A 21,783-nucleotide genomic window follows, 5' to 3' on the forward strand; every position below is an offset into this window, starting at 1 on the left:
GGTTCAAAGCGGTGGCCCCACACGGTGGTGGGGGTGAGCAAGATCGGAACCGGTGGTGAAAACTACACTGCGTACGGAGGACGGGCACACGCACCGCCCACGGACAGGAGCCCCCATGTCGAACCCCAGCGCCACCGCCATGCCAGTCGCGACCCCGCCACGGACCGAACAGGACCCGCCCGCGCCGCCGCGCCACAATGAAAGCGCGGGACGCCACGCGGTGGCCGACGTGCCGAGAGCCACACCGGGCCAGACGGTGGCCGAGGTGTTGACCCAGCTGATCGCGCGGCCCAGCAAGTGCATGGACCTGGTGTGCGTGGTCGGAACCGATGATCGCCTGCTGGGCATCGTGCCGCTGGGGGCCTTGCTCACCCTGCCGCGCGACATGCGCCTGGACCAGGCGGTCACCGCCCATTTTCCCAAGGTACACCCCGAAACGGACCAGGAGCGCGTGGCATCGCTGGCGCTGCACCATGAGCTCAGTGCGATCCCGGTGACCGACACCCAGGGGCGCCTGGTGGGCGTGGTGCCGGCCTCGGCGCTGCTGCACATCCTGCGGCGCGAACACGTGGAAGACATCCACCGCTTCGCCGGCATCACGCGCGAGGGCCTGCACGCCCGCGAGGCGATGGAAGAGCCGCCCATGCGCCGCCTGCGGCACCGCCTGCCCTGGCTGCTGGTGGGGCTGCTGGGCAGCGTCCTGGCCACCTTCATCGTCGCCCGCTTCGAACACACACTGGCCTTGCACCCGTCGATCGCCTTCTTCGTGCCCGGGCTGGTGTACCTGGCCGACGCCATCGGCACACAGACCGAGGCGGTGGCGGTGCGCGGGCTCTCGCTGAGCCATGCGCGCCTGTCCACGCTGATCGGTGGCGAGATGCGTACCGGCCTGCTGATCGGCCTGGTGCTCGCCGGGCTCACGCTGCCGGCGGTGGGATTGGCGTTTGGCGACTGGCCACTGGCCTTCGCGGTCGCGGCGGCACTGGTGGCGGCCGGCGGCATCGCCACCACGATCGGGCTGGTGCTGCCCTGGGTGCTGAGCCGGCTGGGCAGCGACCCGGCCTACGGCAGCGGCCCGCTGGCGACGATCGTGCAGGACCTGCTGAGCCTGCTGACCTACTTCGTGGTCGTGAGCGCGGTGGTGCTGTAGTGCGGCAAGCCGGCCACGGCCTCACGCCCCGGGCGAGCTCCGGCAAGGCCAGGCAAAAACCCGGCACACTCCTGCCATGAGTGCTGCAGCCCCGACCGAACGCCCAAAAGCCACCACCCCCACCTCGCTGGGCGGCCTGTTGCCGTTCATGCGGCCCTACCGGCTGCAGATCGGGCTGGCCGTGGTGTTCCTGATCCTGGCCGCGGTGGCCACGCTGCTGTTTCCACTGGCGCTGCGCCACCTCATCGACGGCGGCCTGGTCTCGCTGGACCGCGGCGCGCAGACCATGGGCCTGCGCGGGCACTTCCTGCAGCTGTTTGGCGTGGCCGTGCTGCTGGGCCTGTCGTCGGCGCTGCGCTTCTATTTCGTGAGTTGGCTGGGCGACCGCATCACCGCCGACCTGCGCAACGCGGTCTACAGCCATGTGCTGCGCCAGAGCCCGCAGTTTTTTGAAACCACCCAGACCGGCGAAGTGCTCTCGCGCCTGACCACCGACACCACCCTGGTGCAGACGGTGGTGGGCTCTTCGCTTTCCATGGGACTGCGCAACCTGGTCACCGGCCTGGGCGCGCTGGTGATGCTGGTCTGGACCAACCCCTACGTGATGACGCAGGTGTTGCTGATCCTGTTGCTGGTGGTGCTGCCGAGCATGTGGTTTGGCCGGCGCGTGCGCAAGCTCTCGCGCGCCAGCCAGGACCGCGTGGCCGATTCGAGCGCGATCGCGGCCGAGGTGCTCAACGCGATCCCCATCGTGCAGAGCTACACGGCGGAAAACCGCGAAGCGCGGCGTTTCGCCGACGCGACCGAACACGCCTTCAGCACCGCCGTGCGCCGCAGCCGCGCGCGCTCCGGCCTGGTGGCGTTCATCATCATCAGCACGGCCGCCCTGCTGCTGTGGGGCCTGTACCAGGGCACGCAGGCGGTGATCGCGGGAGACATCAGCGCCGGGCACCTGGGCCAGACCGTCGTCTACATCATCATCCTGGCCGGCGCGGTGGCGGTGCTGGGCGAGGTCTATGGCGACCTGCTGCGCGCCGCGGGCGCGAGCGAGCGGCTGATGGAGTTGCTGAGCCTGGAGTCGCCGGTGCAGTCGCCCGCCCAGCCGGTGGCCGCGGCCCAGCCGCAAGGCGGCAGCGCGCTGGTGTTCGAGCAGATCACGTTCCACTACCCGTCGCGCCCCGCGCAGGCGGCGCTGGCGGGCTTTTCGCTCGACGTGAAGCCCGGCCAGACCGTGGCGCTGGTGGGGCCGAGCGGCGCGGGCAAGAGCACGGTGTTCGGCCTGCTGCTGCGCTACTACGACCCGGCCTCGGGCCGCATCGCGCTGGACGGCGTGCCCATCGACCAATTGAGCCTGCACGATCTGCGCAGCCGCATCGGCATCGTGCCGCAGGACCCGGTGATCTTCTCCACCAGCGCGCTGGAAAACATCCGCTACGGCAAGCCCGGCGCGAGCGACGAACAGGTGCGCACCGCGGCCCACGCGGCCTTCGCGGACGAGTTCATCTCGAAGCTGCCCGAGGGCTATGACACCTTTCTGGGCGAGCGCGGCGTGCGACTCTCGGGCGGGCAGCGCCAGCGCATCGCCATCGCACGCGCCACGTTGAAGAACCCGCCCCTGCTGTTGCTGGACGAAGCCACCAGCGCGCTGGACGCGCAGAGCGAGCGCATGGTGCAGGCCGCGCTGGAATCGGCGATGAAGGACCGCACCACCCTCGTGATCGCCCACCGCCTGGCCACGGTGCAGCAGGCCGACCACATTGTGGTGTTGGACCACGGGCGGCTGGTGGAACAGGGCACACACGCGCAGCTCGTGGCGCGGGGTGGTGTGTACGCGGGGCTGGCGGCGCTGCAGTTCAACGCATAGGACGTACGCCCCCACGCTCCGCCGCTGCGCGGGTCGCTGCCCCCCAAGGGGGCTGTTTCGCCTTGGGGCGGCCCGGCGGCGAAACTCCGCCCCCACGCCCCGCCGCTGCGCGGGTCGCCTGAAATCAAACGTGGTGGCAAGCCACCTGCCGCCCTTCCAGAGGCCGCAACAACGGCAGCTCACGCTCGCAGCGCGCATCGGCCTTCGGGCAGCGCTTGTGGAAGGCGCACCCGCTGGGCGGGTTCAGCGGGCTGGGCAGCTCGCCGTGGATCTTGATCTTCTTCTGGCGCTGCGCCGGATCGATCGACGGCGTGGCCGACAGCAGGGCCAGCGTGTAAGGGTGCAGCGCGTTGGCAAAGATCGTGGCCTTCGGGCCAGCCTCGACCACGCGGCCCAGGTACATCACCATCACATCGTTGGCGATGTGCTCCACCACCGCCAGGTTGTGCGAGACGAACACGTAGGCGGTCTGCAGCTGCTCCTGCAGGTCCATGAACAGATTGAGCACCTGGGCCTGGATCGACACGTCGAGCGCCGAAGTCGGCTCGTCCGCCACCAGGATCTTGGGCTGCAGCACCATGGCGCGCGCGATGGCGATGCGCTGGCGCTGGCCGCCGGAAAACATGTGGGCATAGCGGTCGTAGTGCTCGGGGCGCAGGCCCACGCGCTTGAGGCTCTCCAGCACCTTGTCCTTGCGCTCGGCGGCGCTCAGCGTCGTGTTGAGCAGCAGGGGCTCGCCGATCTGGTGGCCGATCTTCTGGCGCGGGTTGAGCGAGGCGTAGGGGTTCTGGAACACCATCTGCACCTGGCTGCGCAAGCGCTTGTATTGCGCGCGGTCGCCCGGCGTCACCCATTCGTCGCCCACCTGCAGGCGGCCAGCGGTGGGCGGCTCGATCAGGGTGAGCTGGCGCGCCAGCGTGCTCTTGCCGCAGCCGGACTCGCCCACCACGGCCAGCGTCTGGCCGGCCGTGAGCGTGAACGACACGTCGACCAGGGCCTTGACCGTGACGTTCGGTTTCAGGAAACCCTGCGACACGCCGTAATGGCGGGTCAGCGATTCGGCCTGCATCACGGGCGCCGTGGGCGCGGTCATCGGGGTGGCGGTCATAGCGTCTCCTGCGCCGTCATGGGGTAGAAGCAGCGCACCAGACCGCCGCCCTGTGCCAGCAGCGCGGGGCGTTCGACGTGGCAGCGGTCCTGGGCCTTGGGGCAACGCGGCGAGAGCAGGCAACCGGTGGGCCGGTCGAACTGGCCGGGCACGATGCCGGGCAGGGTCTGCAGGCGGCGCGCACCACGGCTGTGCTCGGGCACGCTGCTGAGCAGTGCATGAGTGTAGGGGTGTGCCGGTGCGGTGAACAGGCGCTCCACGGCACCTTGCTCCACCTCCTGGCCGGCGTACATGACCGCGACGCGTTGCGCCACCTCGGCCACCACGGCCAGATCGTGCGTGATGAGGATCAGGGCCATGTTGTGCGCCCGCTGCAGCTGCACCAGCAACTCCATGATCTGGGCCTGAATGGTCACGTCCAGCGCGGTGGTGGGCTCGTCGGCGATCAACAGTTTGGGGTTGCAGGCGATCGCCATCGCGATCATCACGCGCTGCGCCATGCCGCCGGAAAACTGGTGTGGGTAGCTCTCCAGCCGGTGCGCGGCCCCGGGAATTTCCACCATCTGCAGCAGTTCGATGGCGCGCGCCCGGGCGGCCGCGCCGCGCAGGCCCATGTGTTCGCGCAGCACCTCTTCGATCTGGAAGCCCACGGTGAAGCTCGGGTTGAGCGAGGTCATCGGGTCCTGGAAGATCATGGCCATGTCCTTGCCCAGGATCTTGCGGCGCTGGCGGTCTGAAATGGTCTGCAGGTCCTTGCCGTCGAACCGCAGGCGATCGGCGCCGACGTGGCCCTGTCCGGCCAGCAGACCCATGACGGCCATCATCGCGACCGACTTGCCCGAGCCCGACTCGCCCACGATGCCCAGCACCTGGCCCTGGTCCAGCTGCAGGTCCAGCCCGTCCACCGCGCGAAAGGCACGGCCCTTGGCGCCGAACTCGACGCGCAGGTTTTGAATGTCAAGAAGACTCATGCCAAATCTCTCAAGGGTTGCACCGCACCGCCACCGGCGCGAGATGTCTGAGCCAAGGATGCGGCGGAACCGGCTTTGCCGGGCCGCATCGCATCGCCCCATTGAGGGGGTCGCGCGCAGCGCGGCGGGGGTGTTTCATGTGGCGGATTTGAGTTTCGGATCGAGCGCATCGCGCAAGCCGTCACCCACCAGGTTGATCGCGAGCACCGACCACAGAATGGTCAGGCCCGGCAGCGTCACCACCCACCAGGCGCTCTCGATGTAGTCGCGCGCCGAGGCGAGCATGGTGCCCCACTCGGGCAGCGGCGGCTGCACGCCCAGCCCCAGGAAACCCAGCGCCGCGATCTCCAGGATGGCGGCGGAAAAGCTCATGGTGGCGTGCACGATCAGCGGCGCCGTGCAGTTGGGCAACACGGTCACGAACATGAGCCGCAGCGTGCGCGCGCCCGACAGGCGCGCGGCGGTCACGTAGTCGCGCTGCAGCTCGCCGATGGCCGAGGCGCGCACCAGCCGCACATAGGCCGGCAGCGACACCAGCGCGATGGCGATCATGGCGTTGAGCAGGCCCGGGCCCAGGATGGCCATGATGGCCACCGCCATCAGCAGCGAGGGCAAGGCCATCACGATGTCCATGGCGCGCATGATGGCGGCGTCCACCCACTTGCCGGCGAACGCGGCCACCAGCCCCAGGATCACGCCCGGAATCATCGCCAGCACCACCGACACCAGGCCCACCAGCAAGGACAGCCGGGCGCCGTGGATCAGGCGCGAGAGCAGGTCACGACCGAGCTCGTCGGTCCCCAGCAGGAACTGGCTGGTGCCACCGGCCCAGACCGGGCCCTGCAGGAAGTGTTCGCGGTATTGCTCGATCGGGTCGTGCGGCGCGACCCAGGGCGCGAAGATCGCCAGCAGGCCCACGATGGACATGAACACCAGGCCGGCCACGGCGCCCTTGTTTTGCGAGAAGGCTCGCCAGAATTCCTTGAAGTTCATGCTTGCACCCGGATGCGAGGGTTGGCCACGCCGTAGAGCAGGTCCACGACGAAGTTGGTACCGACGACGAGCGTGGCCACGAGCAGGATGCCGTTCTGCACCACGGGGTAGTCGCGCCGGCCGATGGCATCGATCAGCCACTTGCCGATGCCCGGCCAGGAGAAGATGGTTTCGGTCAGCACCGCGCCGCCCATCAGCGTGCCCACCTGCAGCCCCACCACGGTGAGCACCGGAATGAGCGCGTTGCGCAGCGTGTGCACAAAGATCACGCGCATGGGCGACAGACCCTTGGCGCGCGCCGTGCGCACATAGTCTTCGCGCAGCACTTCCAGCATGCTGGACCGCGTCATGCGCGCGATCACCGCCAGTGGGATGGTGCCGAGCACGATGGCCGGCAGGATCAGGTGGCGCACCGCGTCCCACAGCGCGCCGCTGTTGAGCTCGGGGTCGGCGCGCTCGGCCAGCCAGGCGTCGATCAGCATGAAGCCGGTCTGCGGCTGCACGTCGAACATCAGGTCGAGCCGGCCGGACACCGGCGTCCAGCCCAGCCCCACCGAGAAAATCAGAATCAGCAGCAAGCCCCACCAAAAAATGGGCATGGAGTAACCGGTGAGCGCACCCGTCATGACGGTGTGGTCCAGCCAGCTGCCCCGCTTGACGGCGGCGAGCACGCCCGCCGTCAGGCCCAGCACCAGGGCCAGCAGCAGCGCGCACAGCGCCAGCTCCAGCGTGGCCGGAAACAGGTCCTTGAATTCGCTCCACACAGGGGACTGCGTCTTGAGCGACTGCCCCAGGTCCCCCTGAGCCAGTTGCCCCAGATAACGGCCGTACTGCACGTACAGCGGCTGGTCCAGACCGAGGCGTTTGAGGGCGGCGGCGTGCAGCTCCGGGTCGAGCGTGCGCTCGCCCACCATCACTTCGACCGGGTCGCCGGGGATCAGACGGATCAGGGAAAAAGTCAGCAGCGTGACGCCCAGGATCGTGGGAATCAGCACCAGCAACTTCTTGAGGAGGTATCTCAGCATGAGGGAGCACCCCTTGTTGTTTTCAGAATGCGTAAAAAAGAGCAGACGTCAAGAACTTGACGCCTGCCATCTAACGAAAACCATGCTCGACCGCGTTACCTTGGAACGGAGCAGGCTACACGCAGTGAGCCTGCGGCGAGCGAAGTCCCAGAACGCGGCGGAACCGGCTCCGCCGGGCCGCTCGCGTTGCCCCCCCGGGGGGGTGACGCCGCAGGCGGCGCGGGGGGGATCACTTCACACTGACGCCTTCGAAGTTGTAGTCGCCAAACGGGCTGATCTTGAAGCCGTTGAGCTCCTTGCGCATGGGCTGGTTCACCGTGGAGTGGGCGATGGTGGACCAAGGCATGTCCTTCTTGAACACCTCCTGGGCCTTCATGTACAGCTCGGTGCGCTCTTTCTGGTTCACGCTGTTGCGCGCCTTGAGCACGTAGCCGTCGAACTCCTTGCTGCAGTAGCGCGCGTAGTTGGAGCCGCCGATGGCTTCGCAGGTGAGCAGCACGCCCAGGAAGTTGTCGGGGCTGGCGTAGTCGCCGGTCCAGCCGATCAGGCCGGTGTCGTGCTCACCTTGCTTCAGGCGCTTGAGGTACTCACCCCATTCGTACTGCGTGATCTTGGCCTTGATGCCCACCTTGGCCCAGTCGGCCTGGATCATCTCGGCCATCAGCTTGGCGTTGGGGTTGTAGGGGCGCTGCACCGGCATGGCCCACAGGGTGATCTCGGTGCCCTCGGCCACGCCGGCCTTCTTCAGCAGCTCTTTGGCCTTTTCGGGGTTGAAGGCGGCGTTCTTCAGCTTGGCGTTGTAGGACCACAGCGAAGCCGGGAACGGATTGGAAGCCGCCTGGCCCTGCCCCTGGTACACCGCGTCGATGATGGCCTTGCGGTTGATCGCCATGTCCAGAGCCTGGCGCACTTCGACCTTGTTCAGCGGCGCCTTTTCGGTGTTGTAGCTCAGGTAGCCGATGTTGAAGCCCGGTGCCGTGTCCATCTTCAGCTTGGGGTCGGCCTTCATGGCGGCGATGTCCTGCGGTTTCGGGTAGGACATGATGTGGCACTCACCGGCCTTGAGCTTCTGGAAGCGCACCGAGGCGTCGGTGGTGATGGCGAAGATCAGGTTGTCCACCAGCACGTCCTTGGCATTCCAGTAGTCCTTGTGCTTGACGTAGCGGATCTGAGCGTCCTTCTCGTAGCGGCGCAGCGCGAAGGGGCCCGTGCCGATGGGCTGCTGGTTGATCATGCTGGCCTTGCCTTCGGCCACCAGTTTGTCGGTGTATTCCTTCGACAGAATCGAAGCAAACGGCATGGCGATCTTGACCAGCAGATCGGGGTCGGGCTGCTTGAGCTTGATCACCACCGTCAGGTCGTCGGTCTTGGTCACCGACTCGGTGTTGCTCTCCAGGCCCACGTCCGAGGCGTAGGGGAACTGGGCCGGATAGGCCTTGTTGAACGGGTGGTCCTTGTTGACCATGCGCTCGAAGGTGAAGATGACGTCGTCGGCGGTCATGTCACGGCCCGGCTTGAAATAGTCGGTGGTGTGGAACTTGACGCCCTTGCGCAGCTTGAAGGTATAGGTCAGTCCGTCGGCGGACACGGTCCATTCGCGCGCCAGGCTCGGCTGGACCTCGGTGCCGCCCTTCTTGAACTGGGTCAGGCGGTTGAAGATGGCGTGACCGGCGGCGTCGAAGGTGTTGCCTCCCGTGTATTGCGCGGTATCAAAGCCCTCCGGACTGCCTTCGGAACAGAAAATCAGCGTGCCGGCGGCTTGCGAGGCCATCGCCACCGCAGACAGGCCCAGAGCCAGGGTCAGTTTCTTCAGTTCAAGCATGGGTCATCCTTCGTTGTTGCGGGAGCAGCGACATGCGCCCCCTTGTTAAGGAAAAATTCATTATCAACACAAAACGTCACGTGTCAGTCACCTGCGTTGGTGCCACCCGTTCAAGGCGCGAAGGCTCCACCGGGCGCCCGTCAACCCTCGCAAAATCGATGCCATCGCACAACGCCGCACCCAAAGAAGGAAAGCCATGATCCGCTGGGAAGCCCATACCTGCCTGCCCCTGCACCCCGATGCCAGCTTTGAACCTCTGGAGCGCTACCGCACCGCAGGGGTGCACCACGTCTGCATCAACGTGGGCATGGACATGAATCCGCTGAGCCAGATCCTGCCGGTGCTCGCCGCTTTCCGTGCGCGGCTGCGGGCCGAGCCCGGGCGCTATCTGATCCCGAGCACTGTGGCCGACATCGAGCATGCGCGCAAGACGGGGAAACTCGCGGTGGGTTTTGACCTGGAGGGCGCCTTGCCCCTGCTGGAGCGCCCCGAGATGGTGGCGCTGTACCGCGATCTCGGCGTGCGGCAGATCCACTTCGCCTACAACCGCAACAACAGCGTGGCCGGCGGCTGCCACGATCAACCCCAGGGCCTGACCGCGCTCGGGCGCCGCATGGTGCAGGCCGTGAACGATGCGGGCGTGCTCATGGACTGCGCCCACACCGAACGGCGCACCACCTTGGACATCATGGCCCACTCGCGCCACCCGGTGGTGTTCAGCCACGCCAACCCGCTGGCGCTGGCCGAACACGGCCGCAACATCACCGACGAACAGATCCGCGCCTGCGCGGCCACCGGCGGTGTGGTCTGCATCTCCGGTGTGTCGAAGTTTCTGGGCTGCGAAGCACCCCAGGCGAACGACCTGGCGCGCCATGTGGCCTACGTGGCCGATCTGGTGGGCGCGCAGCACGTGGGCCTGGGCCTGGACATCGGTTTTTCGCAAGCCGAACTGAACGACGATCCGCCCGGGGCTTTCGATCCGGGCTTCTGGTGGCCCGCGCAGGCGGGCTACGGCCGAGGCATCAGCCAGATGCGCTACGCGCCCATCGAGACCTGGCAAGCCCTGCCCGATGCACTGCGGGCGGTGGGTATGGGCTCGAGGGACGTCGATGGAGTGCTGGGTGACAACATGGCGCGTGTGGCACGTCAGGTCTGGGGCGCGGCGACCGATTGAGCGCACCGGCCCGCCGGCAGGGTTATGCATTTGCCGCATAAAAGCATGGCAACACAGCCTTGGACAGGTGCCACGGCGCTCCGTACAGTCGCATCCGTTGACCCACCATTCCGGGCCAGCTCACCCCTAGGAAACAACGCAACATGTCACAAGCACCGCACCCTACCGGCGCCGCGGCCAACAGCCCGGCCGCCTTCACCAGCGCCCTGCCCTCGTATCTGGACCCCACCAATCTCGGGCCCTGGGGCATCTACCTGCAGCAGGTGGATCGCGTGACCCCCTATCTGGGCAATCTGGCCCGCTGGGTGGACACGCTCAAGCGACCCAAGCGCACCTTGATCGTGGACGTTCCCATCCACCTGGACGACGGCTCGATCGCGCACTTCGAGGGCTACCGCGTGCAGCACAACACCTCGCGCGGCCCGGGCAAAGGTGGCGTGCGCTTCCACCAGAACGTGACCCTGTCCGAAGTGATGGCGCTCTCGGCCTGGATGTCGATCAAGAACGCGGCGGTGAATGTGCCCTACGGTGGCGCCAAGGGCGGCATTCGGGTGGACCCGCGCCAGCTGTCGATGGGTGAGCTTGAGCGGATCACGCGCCGCTACACCAGCGAGATCGGCATCATCATCGGCCCGAGCAAGGACATCCCCGCGCCGGACGTGAACACCAACGAACAGGTCATGGCCTGGATGATGGACACCTATTCGATGAACGAGGGTTCCACCGCCACCGGCGTGGTCACCGGCAAGCCGGTGGACCTGGGCGGTTCGCTGGGCCGGCGTGAAGCCACCGGCCGCGGTGTGTTCACCGTGGGCGTGGAAGCCGCCAAACACACGGGCATGGACATCAGCAAGGCGCGCGTGGCCGTGCAGGGTTTCGGCAACGTGGGTGGCGTGGCCGGCAAGCTGTTTGCCGACGCCGGCGCCAAGGTGGTGGCGGTGCAGGACCATGGCGGAACGATCTACCGTGAAGCGGGTCTGGACGTGCCTTCACTGCTGGCGCATGTGTCGCGCGTGGGTTCGGTGGCGGGCTTCCCCCACGCCGAGGTCATTGCGAACGATGCGTTCTGGGAAGTGCCCTGTGACATCCTGATCCCGGCCGCGCTGGAGCAGCAGATCACGGAAGAGAACGCAGGCCGCATCCAGGCGAAGATGGTGATCGAAGGCGCCAACGGCCCGACCACGCCGCAAGCCGACGACATCCTGCACGACCGCGGCATCCTGGTGTTGCCCGACGTGATCGCCAACGCCGGCGGCGTGACGGTGAGCTACTTCGAATGGGTGCAGGACTTCTCCAGTTTCTTCTGGAGCGAAGACGAGATCAACGAACGCCTGGTGAAGATCATGAAAGGCGCGTTCGCCGCCGTGTGGCAGGTGGCCGAAGAGAACAAGGTGAGCCTGCGCACCGCGACCTTCATCGTGGCCTGCAAGCGCATCCTGCACGCCCGCGACTTGCGCGGTCTGTACCCCTGAAGCTCAGCACTTGATCGCCGCCCCGGCGACGCAACAAAAAAGGGCCCCGCATGCGGGGCCCTTTTTGCTGGGTGGTTCGAGACGCTCGGGCGGTGTTCAACGCGGGCTGCGACGGGCCACCGGGCGGGCGGGTGCGCCACCTTCGGAACGGCGCGGCTGGAACTCACCCCCACGCAAGGCGGCGCGTTCCGAGTTGCCGCGGTCGCTGAAGCGATCGGCGCCGCGCTCGGGAGCCCGGTCGTTGCGACCGAAGCTGGAGAAGCCTGCGGGCTTGGCACCGAAACCTGCGCGGGCCGGGGCCTTGTCGCCAAAACCACGACCGGCCGGACGGCTGTCGCCACGGTTGTCAAAGCGGTTGTCGCCACGCGGGGCTTCGCGTTCGAAGCGGTTGCCCTCGAAACGGGGCGCGTCGCCGCGACCTTCAAAACGCGGTGCGTCACCGCGGCCCTCGAAACGCGGACCGCGCGGTGCCGGCGCGCCACGGCGATCGGCAAAGCGGTCGTTGCCACGACCCGCCGGGCGTCCACCAGGGCCCCCACGGCCAAACGGCTCGGCCTGGGGCGCGCGCTGGCGTGGCTCCAGGCCAGGGATGGTTTCCACGGCGATGCGCTGGCGCGTGAAGGCTTCGATGTCGAAGATCTTGCGACGGTCGCGGGTCTCGGCAAACGTGATGGCCTGGCCATCGCGCCCGGCGCGGCCGGTGCGGCCGATGCGGTGCGTGTAGTCCTCGGCCTTCATCGGCAGGCCGAAGTTGAAGACGTGGGTGATGGTCGGCACGTCGATGCCACGCGCGGCCACGTCGGTGGCCACCAGGATCTGCACTTGGCCCGCGCGCAGCGCCATCAGTCGGCGGTTGCGGATGCCCTGGCTGAGCGCGCCGTGCAACGCAACGGCGGAGAAGCCTTCCTGCTGCAGGTCGTTGGCCAGGCCGTCGCACTCGATCTGGGTGCTGGCGAACACGATGGCCTGGTTGATGCTGGTGTCGCGCAGCCAGTGGTCGAGCAGCTTGCGCTTGTGGTCGGCGTTGTCGGCCCAGAACAGCTTCTGCTGGATGTTGGCGTGCTGTTCCTGCGGGGAATCGATCTGCACCTTCTGCACGTGCTTGCCGCCGTCGTGCATGACACGCATGGCGAGCTGCTGGATGCGCGGCGCGAACGTGGCGCTGAACATCATGGTCTGGCGGCGCTGGCTGGTCAGGTCGTTGACTTCGGCCAGGTCGTCGGCAAAACCGAGGTCGAGCATGCGGTCGGCTTCGTCCACCACCAGGAACTGCACCTGGTCGAGCTTGAGCTGCTGCGAGCGCTGCAGATCGAGCAGACGACCGGGCGTGGCCACCACGAGGTCGGCGTTCTGCAGCTTGGCGATCTGCAACTGGTAGGGCATGCCGCCCACCACGTTGGCGATGCGCAGGCCGCGGCAGTGGCGCACCAGGTCGATGGCGTCGTTGGCCACCTGCTGGGCGAGTTCACGCGTGGGGCACAGCACCAGAGCGCCCGGGGTGGCGGCCTTGAAGTTGCGCGGATTGGTCGGGTCCTTGCGCTTGGGGCGCTTGGGCGCGGCCTCGCCACGGGCCAGCGCGTCGGCGCAGGCCTGCTCGAAGTCGGCACGCTCCTGGGCTTCGGCCTGGGCCTGTTGCTGCAGCAGGGTGTGCAGCACGGGCAGCAGGAAAGCGGCGGTCTTGCCGCTGCCGGTCTGGCTGGAGACCATCAGGTCGGCAAAGCGTTTTTCGCCTTCGCCCAGCATGGCCTTGGGGACCACGTTGTTCTGCACCTGGGTGGGTTGCACGTAGCCGAGGTCGGCACAGGCTTGCACCAGCTCGGGGGCCAGGCCCAGCAGCTCAAAGCCGTTGGGTTCGGCCGGGGTGGGGGTGACGGGGGTGTCTGCTTCGGGTTCGGCAGACAGGATTTCGGGCGAGAAATCGCCGCGGGCTTCAAAAGAGTCGCTCATGTTCGTCCATGCGCATTACGCGCAATTGATCGAATAAAGACACTGGTGGCCCGCCTGCCATGTGAGGCGGGAGGCTCCAGCGCGCCAGATCCGTTCGTGGTTACAAAACATCAACCATCAAACGGTCTACGCGCCATGGGTCCCACTTCACAAGTGGAGGACGCCGGGAGCGAAGGCCCCATCCGCAACACCAACGGAGAACCGCTGGCGGGCTGGCAAGACATCTATCGAAAGAGGCGCATGCCAGCGCAAAGAATCGGGGAGCCTGGTGTGTGAGGCAGATGCACAAATCAGCGCAGTTTCCTGCGCAGCCAACGATTATGGCACGCTTGAGGGAAAACCCCAAGCGATTTGTCGAATTTCAGCCCAGCACGGCCGCCACCAGGTGGAACAGGATCGCCGCGAGCACGGCCGTGGCGGGCACGGTGACGATCCAGGCCGCCACGATGCGCAGCACGGCCGAGCGTTTGACGATTTCCTTCTTATAGGCTTTTCTCAACGCCTTCTGTTCCTTCTTGGCGAACACCGCGCCATCGACCGCCTCACGGTCCTTGGTGCGTCGTTTCATATCGGCAAGCATGCGTTTTTTCTCGTGCACCTCGGCGGCTTCGAAGCGCTGCAGATAGCTCTCGACCTCGGCACGGTCCTGCCCCTGGTGCCCGGCGAACACCACCGCCTCCATCTTGGCGTAGTTCACCTTGAGCAGCTCGCGCAGAAAGCCCACCCCGAACACCGCACCAATGGAAATGTGGGTGGTGGAGACCGGCATGCCCAGCTGGGACGCGAAAATCACCGTGAGCGTGGCGGCCATGGCGATGGAGTAGGCCCGCATGTTGTCCAGCTCGGTGATTTCCTTGCCCACCGTGCGGATCAGGCGCGCACCATACAGCGCCAGACCCGCCGCCAGGCCCAACGCACCCAGCACCATCACCCACAGTGGGGTGGCGGCCTTGGTCGCGACCGCACCCGCGATCACCGCTTCGTAGATGGCGGCCAGCGGCCCCACGGCGTTGGCCACGTCGTTCGCCCCGTGCGCAAAACTGAGCAAGGCGGCCGAACACACCAGCGGCCAGGTGAAGAGGCGGTTGACGCCCTCCTTGGTGTTGGCCTGCTGCCGCGCTTGGCGGGCAACGGGTTTGCGCACCAGCAGCAACACGGCGCCACCAAAGAGTGCACCCAGCACGATGGCGAGCCAGAAGCTCACTTTCACCAGTTGCCCCAGACCTTTGAGCAACATGTAGGAGCCAAAGGCCCAGGCCATCACGGCAATCAGCCAGGGCACCACGCGGGTGGCCGCCTCGGTCATTTCATTGCGGTAGGTGATGCTGCGCTTGATGATGTACAGGAAGAGAGCGGCGATCGCACCGCCCATGAGCGGCGACACCAGCCAGCTGGCCACGATCGATCCGATGGTTCCCCAGTTGACCAGACCCCAACCGCCCGCCGCAATGCCCGCACCCATGACGGCGCCGATGATGGAGTGCGTGGTGGACACCGGGGCACCAATGGCGGTGGCCAGGTTCAGCCACAGGGCGCCCGCGAGCAGCGCTGCGAACATGACCCAGGCGAACAGCGTCGCATCGGTGATCTGCTTGCTGTCGATGATGCCGCCCTTGATGGTTCCCACCACCTCGCCGCCCGCCACGATGGCCCCCATGGCCTCGAACACCGCGGCCACCACGATGGCCCAGCCCATGGTCATGGCGCCCGACCCCACGGCCGGCCCCATGTTGTTGGCCACGTCGTTGGCGCCGATGTTCATGGCCATGTAGCCGCCCACCACCGCCGAGATGATGAGCAACCAGACTGCCGGCCCCGACAGGCCCAGCACGTCGGCGCCCGTCAGGGAGGCATACAGGCCCACCAGAAGCAGAAAACCCAGGGCTGCGCCCAGTTGCAGCACGTCCTGGTGCTTGGAAATAAAGCGGGAGCGGGATTTTTTCGTCATGTTTTGTTCACGTGAATTTCACAATTCTGACATGCCGACGTCTCACGACCGGGCCTTGGCCAGGTCTCTGGCCGAGGAGCCGGACGTCGGCAGAGGGATCAGACTCAGCGCAGGAAATGGGTCCGGTAGTGCTCGAGTTCGTCGATCGACTCGTGCACATCGGCCAGCGCGGTGTGCTTCTGGTGCTTCTTAAAGCTGTCGTATACCTCGGGACGCCAACGCTTGGCCAGTTCCTTGAGCGTGCTCACGTCAAGGCAGCGGTAGTGGAAGTACGCCTCCAGCTTGGGCATGTACTTCACCAGAAAACGCCGGTCCTGGCTGATGGTGTTGCCGCACATGGGCGAGCCGTTCTTCGGCACGTATTTGCCAATGAACGCCAGCAGTTGTGCCTGCGCCTCTTCTTCGTCGACCGTGCTGGCCTTCACCTTGTCGATCAGGCCGCTGCGGCCGTGGGTGCCCTTGTTCCAGTTGTCCATGGCGCCCAGCACCGCGTCACTCTGGTGGATCACCAGCACCGGCCCCTCGACACGGGGCGTGAGCTGCGGACCGGTGATCACCACCGCGATCTCGAGCAGGCGCTCCTTTTCCGGGTCCAGACCGCTCATCTCGCAGTCGATCCAGACCAGGTTCTGGTCGCTCTTGCTCAAGGTGGGGGTTTCGGGGGCCGCGGTGGCGGTCGGGCTGCTGAGGTCGTTCGGTACTTGCATCCGGCGATTTTCGCCGATCGGCCGGACCGGTCCTTTTGCCATGGAACCTTTGCTCTGGCGACCCGTGTCCAGGCCCTGCCGCGTCAGGGGCCGGTGGTCTTCGATAGACTCCCCGGTATGGACGACACCGCCTGGATTTTCACCGCCACCTTTTGTGCACTGATTGTGCTCGGACTGATCACGCGCACCGTGCTGGCCAGCCGCCAGATGCGCCACGTCGCCCGCCACCGCGCCACCGTGCCTCCGGCCTTTGCCCAGACCATCACGCCCGAGGCCCACCACAAGGCCGCCGACTACACCATCGCCAAGACCCGGTTCGGCCTGCTGGAGCTGGCACTGGAAAGTGCGCTGTTGCTGGGCTGGACGCTGCTCGGCGGGCTGGACTGGCTCAACCAGGCCCTGCTTGGCACCATGGGTGGCGGCATGCTGCAGCAGCTCGCGCTGCTGGCGTGCTTTTCGCTGATCGGTGGATTGATCGCCCTGCCGCTGGCCTGGTGGTCGAACTTCCGCATCGAAGCGCGCTTCGGGTTCAACAAGATGACGCTGTCGCTCTGGCTGACCGATCTGCTCAAGGGAGCGCTGGTGGGCGCGTTGATCGGATTGCCGATCGCCGCCCTGGTGCTGTGGCTCATGGGCGCGGCCGGCGCCACCTGGTGGCTCTGGGCCTGGGGCGCCTGGATGGGCTTCAACCTCCTGCTGCTGGTGCTCTACCCGACGGTGATCGCACCGATCTTCAACAAATTCCAGCCGCTGCAAGACGAAGCCCTCAAGGCGCGCGTGAACGCCCTCATGCAACGCTGCGGCTTCGCCGCCAAGGGCCTGTACGTGATGGACGGCAGCAAGCGCAGCGCGCACGCCAACGCCTATTTCACCGGCTTTGGCGCGGCCAAGCGGGTGGTGTTTTTCGACACCCTGCTGCAGCAGCTCAACCCGGCGGAAATCGACGCCGTGCTGGCCCACGAACTTGGCCACTACAAACGCCGCCACATCGTCAAACGCATCGTGCTCATGTTCGGCCTGAGCCTGCTGGGCTTTGCCCTGCTGGGCTGGATATCGGGTCAGGCCTGGTTCTACACCGGGCTGGGCGTCACCCCGTCGCTGGACGCGCCCAACAATGCGCTGGCGCTGCTGCTGTTCATGCTGGTGGCGCCGCTGTTCACGTTCTTCCTCTCGCCCCTGATGGCGCAGATGTCCCGTGGGCACGAGTTCGAGGCCGACGCCTACGCCGTGGCCCACACCAGCGGCACCGACCTCGCCAGTGCCCTGCTCAAGCTCTACAAGGACAACGCCAGCACGCTGACGCCCGACCCGGTGTACGCCCGCTTCTACTACTCCCACCCGCCCGCCAGCGAACGCCTGTCGCGGCTGCTGGCCGCCGGTCCGGCCTGAACGGAAGGACCGGATGAGCACGCCCCACGCCAGCAGGTTGCCGTTTTGAAGCGCAACCACGCCCTGCCCGCCGCGGCCAGCTCCTCACAGCCGGCCGGCACCCTTTCCGGGCTGGTGGTGGCGGCCCACGGACGGCACTGCCTGGTGGAAAGCCCGGACGGACAGCGCCGCATCTGCCACCCGCGCGGAAAGAAGAGCCAGGTGGTCGTGGGCGACCATGTGCAATGGCAGGCCACGGGCGACGAAGGCAGCATCGAACGCGTGGACACCCGGCGCAACCTGTTCTACCGACAGGACGAGATGCGCACCAAGTCCTTCGCCGCCAACCTCGACCAGATCCTGGTGCTGATCGCAGCCGACCCCGAATTCTCCGAACGCCAGCTCGCGCGCTCGTTGATCGCGGCCGAAGCCGAGGGCATCCCGGTGCTGATCGTGCTCAACAAGAGCGATCTGCAGCCCGCTTTCGATCAGGCCTGGGACCGGCTGGAAAGCTACCGGCGCATGGGTTGTGATGTCCTGCCACTGCGGCTCAAGGGCCAGACCGCGGCCGGCAGCGAAGCCGGCCTGGTGGAACTGCAGCAGCGCCTGACCGGCAGGACCACGCTGGTGCTCGGCCCCTCGGGGGTGGGCAAGAGCACGCTGGTCAACCGCCTGGTGCCGCAGGCCAAGGCACTGACCGGTGAAATCTCGCGCGCGCTCAACTCGGGCAAGCACACCACCACCAGCACCACCTGGTACTGGGTGGACGAGGCGCGCAGCACGGCGCTGATCGACTCGCCGGGGTTTCAGGAATTCGGCCTCAACCACATCGAGCCGATGCAGCTCGCGCACCTCATGCCCGACCTGCGCGCGACGCTGGGGAACTGCCGTTTTTACAACTGCACCCATCTGCACGAACCGGGCTGCGCGGTGCTGGCCCATGTGCAGAAAACGGGCGACGATCCGGCCAGCGCGGACCCACTGGCCATCGGCGAGAACCGCTACCGGATCTACGGCGAGCTGTTTGCCGAGCTGTCGGACCGCCGCCAGTACTGAGCCCTGTTCTGCGGCACCCGCCGGGCTCGTTGTTCCACTATCCCAACAGGCGGGCCAGCGTCAACAGCGCCAGCAGCAGCATCCACAACACCACCGAGCGCCAGACCAGGCCCACCACGCTGCCCAGGTGCGCGAGCTGCGGTTCGGGACGCGTGCCGCTCTCGGCGTCATCGGGCAAGGTGGCGCTCTCGGCCAGCGGGGTGAGCCGCACGTTGAGCGCACCCGAGGTGGCCGCCAGCACCACACCATCGCTGCCCGGCGCAAAACTGTCGGCGTCGCTGCGCCAGCTCGCAACCGCTTCTTCGAAATTGCCGACGATGGCAAAACCCAGCGCCGTCACCCGGGCCGGCAGGTGGTCCACCCAGTCCCAGGCCCGGGCCGCCGCGTGGCGCAGCGCCGGGCTGGGCGTGCCATCGGGGCGGGCGCGCCAGTTGCGCGACAGGTACTCGGCCATGCGGTAGAACACCGCCCCGGACGGTCCCAGGCCCAGCACCCAGAACACCACGAAACACACCAGCACGCCAAACACATGCCGGTGCGCCGCGAGCACCGAATGTTCGATGACCTGGCGCAGCAGCTCGGTGCGCGGCAGGCTCGACGCGTCCACCCGAAGCCATTGCGCCAGCTTCTCGCGGGCGGTGGCGTCGTCCCCCACCTCCAGCGCCTGCCGGATGTCGCTGAAATGGTGGCTGAACTGGCGAAAGCCCAGCGTCACGTACAGCACACCGACCATCCAGACGAACGCAAGCACCGAACTGAAGGCCCACAGACCCCAATAGACCAGCCCGGCGATCAGGGCCGGCACACCCACGGCCAGCACCCAGGCGACCCAGCCGTGCGAGACCTGCCCGGCATCCAGGTTGCGCCGCACCGCCCGGGCCCAACCGCGCAGCCCCGCATGCACCGGGTTGTCGTGGGCCAGCGGGCGCGCTTGTTCCAGCAGCAAGGCAAGGAGGATGGCGAAAAAACTCATGGCACCATCATAGCGACGTGCCCCACGGCGAGACCCCGCCAGCGGCACCCCTCAGGCACTGAGCAAGCGGTAGAAGTTGCGCAGCATGCCGGCCGTGGCACCCCAGATGAAGCGCTCGTGCTCGCCGTCCTGATACGGCATGGAATACCACTCGCGCATCACGCCGCCCCACTCCCAGGCGTGACGGCGGTGGTGCGCGGGGTTCATCAGAAAATCCAGAGGCACCTCAAACACCTCGTCCACCTCGTACGGGTTGCGCTGCAGTGTGAAGCCGGGCTGAACCAGACCGACCACCGGGGTCACGATGAACGCCGTCCCGGTGACATACACCGGCAAGGTGCCCAGCACCTCCACGCGCTCGGGCGGCAGGCCGATCTCCTCCTGCGTCTCGCGCAGGGCCGCCGCGATGGCATCGGCGTCGCCCTCGTCGAGCTTGCCGCCGGGCAAGGCGATCTGCCCCGAATGGGTGGACAGGTGGGCGGTGCGCTGGGTCAGCAGCAGGGTCGGGCGCTCGTGCATCACCAGTGGCAGCAGCACCGCTGCCTGCGCCGGCAGGCGGTCGGCAAACTTTTTCTCGCGCAACAACTCGGGCGTCCACACGGGCGGGCGGGCGAACAGCTCGCGCAGCCCACCGGCGGTCAGCCGATGGGGCTGCGCGGGCAACAAGCCTTCGTCTGGCGCGGCCGGCAGCACCGGGACCAGGCGAGGGTCGAAAACGGGCAAAGGCAAGGGCTGGGACATGGACAGGAGCATAGGCCAGGTGTGCCAACCCGCGCGTGCCGGGGGTGACCCGGTGAGAGGCGGGCAGCGGCGAACGGGCACAAAAAAGCCGCTCCTGGGAGCGGCTTTTCGGGAGGCCAGGGCCGGAGCCGATGAGGCTCCTGGCTTCGGGCGCAAACCCGTCGCTTACGCGCCGAGTTTTTCCTTGATACGTGCCGACTTGCCGCTGCGCTCGCGCAGGTAGTACAGCTTGGCGCGGCGCACATCACCACGGCGCTTGACTTCGATCTTGGCGATCAGCGGGCTGTACAGGGGGAACGTACGCTCCACGCCTTCACCGTTGGAGATCTTGCGCACGATGAAGTTGGAGTTCAGGCCACGGTTGCGACGGGCGATCACCACGCCTTCGTAAGCCTGCACGCGCTTGCGGGTGCCTTCGATCACGTTGACGCTGACGATGACGGTGTCGCCGGGCGCAAACGCGGGAATTTCTTTGTTCAGGCGAGCAATTTCTTCTTGCTCAAGGGTCTGGATGAGGTTCATGGTTTCCTGTTTTCACGATCATGCCCGCGCTGCACTAAAGGCCACGAATCCGGCAGGGGCCCTGTCCAGAAACACAATGGGGGTTTGCACCCTTGCCTGTGTTTTTGCGGGCTGGCCCGGTCACGGCGGCCGGTCAGAGGATCGAAAAGCTTTGGATTATAGCTTTTTTGACTGGCGCAGAAAAGCGTCGTCCGCGGCGCCAATGCGGCCCTGGGCGCGCGCCTGTTCCAGCAGGTCGGGGCGCAGACGGGCGGTGAGCGCCAGGCTTTGTTCGCGGCGGTAGCGGGCGATGCGTTCGTGGTGACCGCCCAGCAGCACCTCAGGCACCGCCATGGGCCCTGCGGGGCCCTGCCAGATTTCGGGTCGGGTGTGGTGCGGGCTGTCCAGCAGTCCGTCGAGCGCGGGGTTGAAACTGTCCTGCTGGTGGCTGCCCTCGTCCCCCAGCACACCGGGCAGCAGGCGTGCCACGGCGTCGAGCAGGGCCATGGCGGCCACTTCGCCGCCCGAGAGCACAAAGTCACCCAGGCTGATCTGCCGATCGACGCAGGCATCAATGAAGCGCTGATCGATGCCCTCGTAACGGCCACAGACCAGCACCGCACCCGCACTGTCGGCCCAGCGGGACACCCCGGCATGGTCCAGCCGCTCGCCGATCGGCGAAAACAGCACCACCGGCGCACGGGCCTCGTCGGCTTCGTTGCGGTCGGCGCGCAAGGCCTGCAGGCACCGCCACAGCGGTTCGGCCATCATGACCATGCCCGGGCCGCCACCGAACGGCCGGTCATCGACCCGGCGGTAGTTGCCGTCCGCGAAATCGCGCGGATTCCACAGCTTCACCTCCACCAGCCCGGACTCGAACGCGCGCCGGTTGATGCCGCTCGTGAAAAACGGGGCAAACAATTCAGGAAACAGGGTGATGACGTCGAATCGCATGAGGGCTAT

Annotated in this window: 18 protein-coding genes; 6 read left to right on the forward strand and 12 right to left on the reverse strand. The window is 66.8% G+C overall.

Annotated features, from left to right (window positions below):
- Window positions 1-115 precede the first annotated feature (115 nt).
- Window positions 116-1,150 (forward strand): magnesium transporter, encoded by a 1,035-nt coding sequence (locus HTA01S_RS14605; protein ID WP_218017357.1) that lies wholly within the window; start codon window positions 116-118, stop codon window positions 1,148-1,150.
- A 76-nt stretch (window positions 1,151-1,226) separates the two neighbouring features.
- Window positions 1,227-3,014: an ABC transporter transmembrane domain-containing protein gene (locus HTA01S_RS14610; RefSeq protein WP_068173058.1), complete on the forward strand. Its 1,788-nt coding sequence runs from the start codon at window positions 1,227-1,229 to the stop codon at window positions 3,012-3,014.
- Window positions 3,015-3,138: 124 nt separating this feature from the next.
- Here the strand turns inward: HTA01S_RS14610 and HTA01S_RS14615 are convergent, their stop codons facing one another.
- The 5 genes from HTA01S_RS14615 to HTA01S_RS14635 form a co-directional block, all read right to left on the reverse strand.
- The gene (locus HTA01S_RS14615) at window positions 3,139-4,122 is read right to left on the reverse strand and encodes a dipeptide ABC transporter ATP-binding protein (RefSeq protein WP_407656113.1); all 984 of its coding nucleotides are present in this window, start codon (window positions 4,120-4,122) and stop codon (window positions 3,139-3,141) included.
- Window positions 4,119-5,093 (reverse strand): ABC transporter ATP-binding protein, encoded by a 975-nt coding sequence (locus HTA01S_RS14620; RefSeq protein WP_068173060.1) that lies wholly within the window; start codon window positions 5,091-5,093, stop codon window positions 4,119-4,121. The genes HTA01S_RS14615 and HTA01S_RS14620 overlap by 4 nt, the downstream gene beginning before the upstream one ends.
- A 135-nt stretch (window positions 5,094-5,228) precedes the next feature.
- Window positions 5,229-6,086, reverse strand: a complete 858-nt coding sequence (locus HTA01S_RS14625; RefSeq protein ID WP_068173062.1) for an ABC transporter permease subunit — start codon at window positions 6,084-6,086, stop codon at window positions 5,229-5,231.
- Window positions 6,083-7,111, reverse strand: coding sequence for an ABC transporter permease subunit (locus tag HTA01S_RS14630; protein ID WP_068173064.1), 1,029 nt, complete (start codon window positions 7,109-7,111; stop codon window positions 6,083-6,085). Before HTA01S_RS14630 ends, HTA01S_RS14625 begins: the two co-directional genes overlap by 4 nt.
- A 229-nt stretch (window positions 7,112-7,340) precedes the next feature.
- A complete protein-coding gene (locus HTA01S_RS14635) occupies window positions 7,341-8,933 on the reverse strand; it encodes an ABC transporter substrate-binding protein (RefSeq protein WP_068173071.1) in 1,593 nt (530 codons plus the stop codon).
- Window positions 8,934-9,129: 196 nt separating this feature from the next.
- Between HTA01S_RS14635 and HTA01S_RS14640 the strand changes: the two genes are divergently transcribed.
- Together HTA01S_RS14640 and HTA01S_RS14645 are read left to right on the forward strand one after the other, a co-directional pair.
- Window positions 9,130-10,107: a dipeptidase gene (locus HTA01S_RS14640; protein ID WP_068173073.1), complete on the forward strand. Its 978-nt coding sequence runs from the start codon at window positions 9,130-9,132 to the stop codon at window positions 10,105-10,107.
- Between the two features lie 143 nt (window positions 10,108-10,250).
- Window positions 10,251-11,579, forward strand: coding sequence for a Glu/Leu/Phe/Val family dehydrogenase (locus HTA01S_RS14645; protein ID WP_068173082.1), 1,329 nt, complete (start codon window positions 10,251-10,253; stop codon window positions 11,577-11,579).
- A 96-nt stretch (window positions 11,580-11,675) separates the two neighbouring features.
- Here the strand turns inward: HTA01S_RS14645 and HTA01S_RS14650 are convergent, their stop codons facing one another.
- From HTA01S_RS14650 to orn, 3 genes are all read right to left on the reverse strand, one after another.
- Complete coding sequence (locus HTA01S_RS14650) at window positions 11,676-13,526, reverse strand: DEAD/DEAH box helicase (RefSeq protein ID WP_084236124.1); 1,851 nt, start codon at window positions 13,524-13,526, stop codon at window positions 11,676-11,678.
- Window positions 13,527-13,887: 361 nt separating this feature from the next.
- Window positions 13,888-15,474, reverse strand: a complete 1,587-nt coding sequence (locus HTA01S_RS14655) for an inorganic phosphate transporter (protein ID WP_068173085.1) — start codon at window positions 15,472-15,474, stop codon at window positions 13,888-13,890.
- A 104-nt stretch (window positions 15,475-15,578) separates the two neighbouring features.
- A complete protein-coding gene (gene orn, locus HTA01S_RS14660; RefSeq protein ID WP_068173088.1) occupies window positions 15,579-16,181 on the reverse strand; it encodes an oligoribonuclease in 603 nt (200 codons plus the stop codon).
- Between the two features lie 117 nt (window positions 16,182-16,298).
- On the opposite strand from orn, the gene HTA01S_RS14665 reads away from it, so the two are divergent.
- Together HTA01S_RS14665 and rsgA are read left to right on the forward strand one after the other, a co-directional pair.
- The gene (locus HTA01S_RS14665; RefSeq protein ID WP_068173092.1) at window positions 16,299-17,570 is read left to right on the forward strand and encodes a M48 family metallopeptidase; all 1,272 of its coding nucleotides are present in this window, start codon (window positions 16,299-16,301) and stop codon (window positions 17,568-17,570) included.
- 45 nt (window positions 17,571-17,615) lie between these two features.
- Window positions 17,616-18,605, forward strand: coding sequence for a ribosome small subunit-dependent GTPase A (rsgA, locus tag HTA01S_RS14670; RefSeq protein WP_174545194.1), 990 nt, complete (start codon window positions 17,616-17,618; stop codon window positions 18,603-18,605).
- A gap of 37 nt (window positions 18,606-18,642) precedes the next feature.
- Here rsgA and HTA01S_RS14675 read toward each other — a convergent pair whose 3' ends face one another.
- The 4 genes from HTA01S_RS14675 to trmD all read right to left on the reverse strand — a co-directional run bounded on the left by HTA01S_RS14675 (window position 18,643) and on the right by trmD (window position 21,774).
- Complete coding sequence (locus HTA01S_RS14675; protein WP_068173095.1) at window positions 18,643-19,578, reverse strand: CobD/CbiB family protein; 936 nt, start codon at window positions 19,576-19,578, stop codon at window positions 18,643-18,645.
- A 51-nt stretch (window positions 19,579-19,629) separates the two neighbouring features.
- Complete coding sequence (locus tag HTA01S_RS14680; RefSeq protein WP_068173509.1) at window positions 19,630-20,319, reverse strand: CoA pyrophosphatase; 690 nt, start codon at window positions 20,317-20,319, stop codon at window positions 19,630-19,632.
- A gap of 165 nt (window positions 20,320-20,484) precedes the next feature.
- Complete coding sequence (gene rplS, locus HTA01S_RS14685; protein ID WP_068173098.1) at window positions 20,485-20,841, reverse strand: 50S ribosomal protein L19; 357 nt, start codon at window positions 20,839-20,841, stop codon at window positions 20,485-20,487.
- Between the two features lie 156 nt (window positions 20,842-20,997).
- On the reverse strand, window positions 20,998-21,774 hold the full coding sequence (trmD, locus tag HTA01S_RS14690) for a tRNA (guanosine(37)-N1)-methyltransferase TrmD (RefSeq protein WP_068173101.1): 777 nt from the start codon (window positions 21,772-21,774) through the stop codon (window positions 20,998-21,000).
- Between the last annotated feature and the right edge of the window lie 9 nt (window positions 21,775-21,783).

Source organism: Hydrogenophaga taeniospiralis CCUG 15921, from assembly GCF_001592305.1.
GTDB lineage: Bacteria > Pseudomonadota > Gammaproteobacteria > Burkholderiales > Burkholderiaceae_C > Hydrogenophaga > Hydrogenophaga taeniospiralis.

Excerpts from the sequence above, each read along its gene's own strand:
- HTA01S_RS14605 (WP_218017357.1), top strand. The coding sequence starts at position 116 with ATGTCGAACCCCAGCGCCACCGCCATGCCAGTCGCGACCCCGCCACGG.
- HTA01S_RS14610 (WP_068173058.1), top strand. The coding sequence starts at position 1,227 with ATGAGTGCTGCAGCCCCGACCGAACGCCCAAAAGCCACCACCCCCACC.
- HTA01S_RS14615 (WP_407656113.1), bottom strand. The coding sequence starts at position 4,122 with ATGACCGCCACCCCGATGACCGCGCCCACGGCGCCCGTGATGCAGGCC.
- HTA01S_RS14620 (WP_068173060.1), bottom strand. The coding sequence starts at position 5,093 with ATGAGTCTTCTTGACATTCAAAACCTGCGCGTCGAGTTCGGCGCCAAG.
- HTA01S_RS14625 (WP_068173062.1), bottom strand. The coding sequence starts at position 6,086 with ATGAACTTCAAGGAATTCTGGCGAGCCTTCTCGCAAAACAAGGGCGCC.
- HTA01S_RS14630 (WP_068173064.1), bottom strand. The coding sequence starts at position 7,111 with ATGCTGAGATACCTCCTCAAGAAGTTGCTGGTGCTGATTCCCACGATC.
- HTA01S_RS14635 (WP_068173071.1), bottom strand. The coding sequence starts at position 8,933 with ATGCTTGAACTGAAGAAACTGACCCTGGCTCTGGGCCTGTCTGCGGTG.
- HTA01S_RS14640 (WP_068173073.1), top strand. The coding sequence starts at position 9,130 with ATGATCCGCTGGGAAGCCCATACCTGCCTGCCCCTGCACCCCGATGCC.
- HTA01S_RS14645 (WP_068173082.1), top strand. The coding sequence starts at position 10,251 with ATGTCACAAGCACCGCACCCTACCGGCGCCGCGGCCAACAGCCCGGCC.
- HTA01S_RS14650 (WP_084236124.1), bottom strand. The coding sequence starts at position 13,526 with ATGAGCGACTCTTTTGAAGCCCGCGGCGATTTCTCGCCCGAAATCCTG.
- HTA01S_RS14655 (WP_068173085.1), bottom strand. The coding sequence starts at position 15,474 with ATGACGAAAAAATCCCGCTCCCGCTTTATTTCCAAGCACCAGGACGTG.
- orn (WP_068173088.1), bottom strand. The coding sequence starts at position 16,181 with ATGCAAGTACCGAACGACCTCAGCAGCCCGACCGCCACCGCGGCCCCC.
- HTA01S_RS14665 (WP_068173092.1), top strand. The coding sequence starts at position 16,299 with ATGGACGACACCGCCTGGATTTTCACCGCCACCTTTTGTGCACTGATT.
- HTA01S_RS14675 (WP_068173095.1), bottom strand. The coding sequence starts at position 19,578 with ATGAGTTTTTTCGCCATCCTCCTTGCCTTGCTGCTGGAACAAGCGCGC.
- HTA01S_RS14680 (WP_068173509.1), bottom strand. The coding sequence starts at position 20,319 with ATGTCCCAGCCCTTGCCTTTGCCCGTTTTCGACCCTCGCCTGGTCCCG.
- rplS (WP_068173098.1), bottom strand. The coding sequence starts at position 20,841 with ATGAACCTCATCCAGACCCTTGAGCAAGAAGAAATTGCTCGCCTGAAC.
- trmD (WP_068173101.1), bottom strand. The coding sequence starts at position 21,774 with ATGCGATTCGACGTCATCACCCTGTTTCCTGAATTGTTTGCCCCGTTT.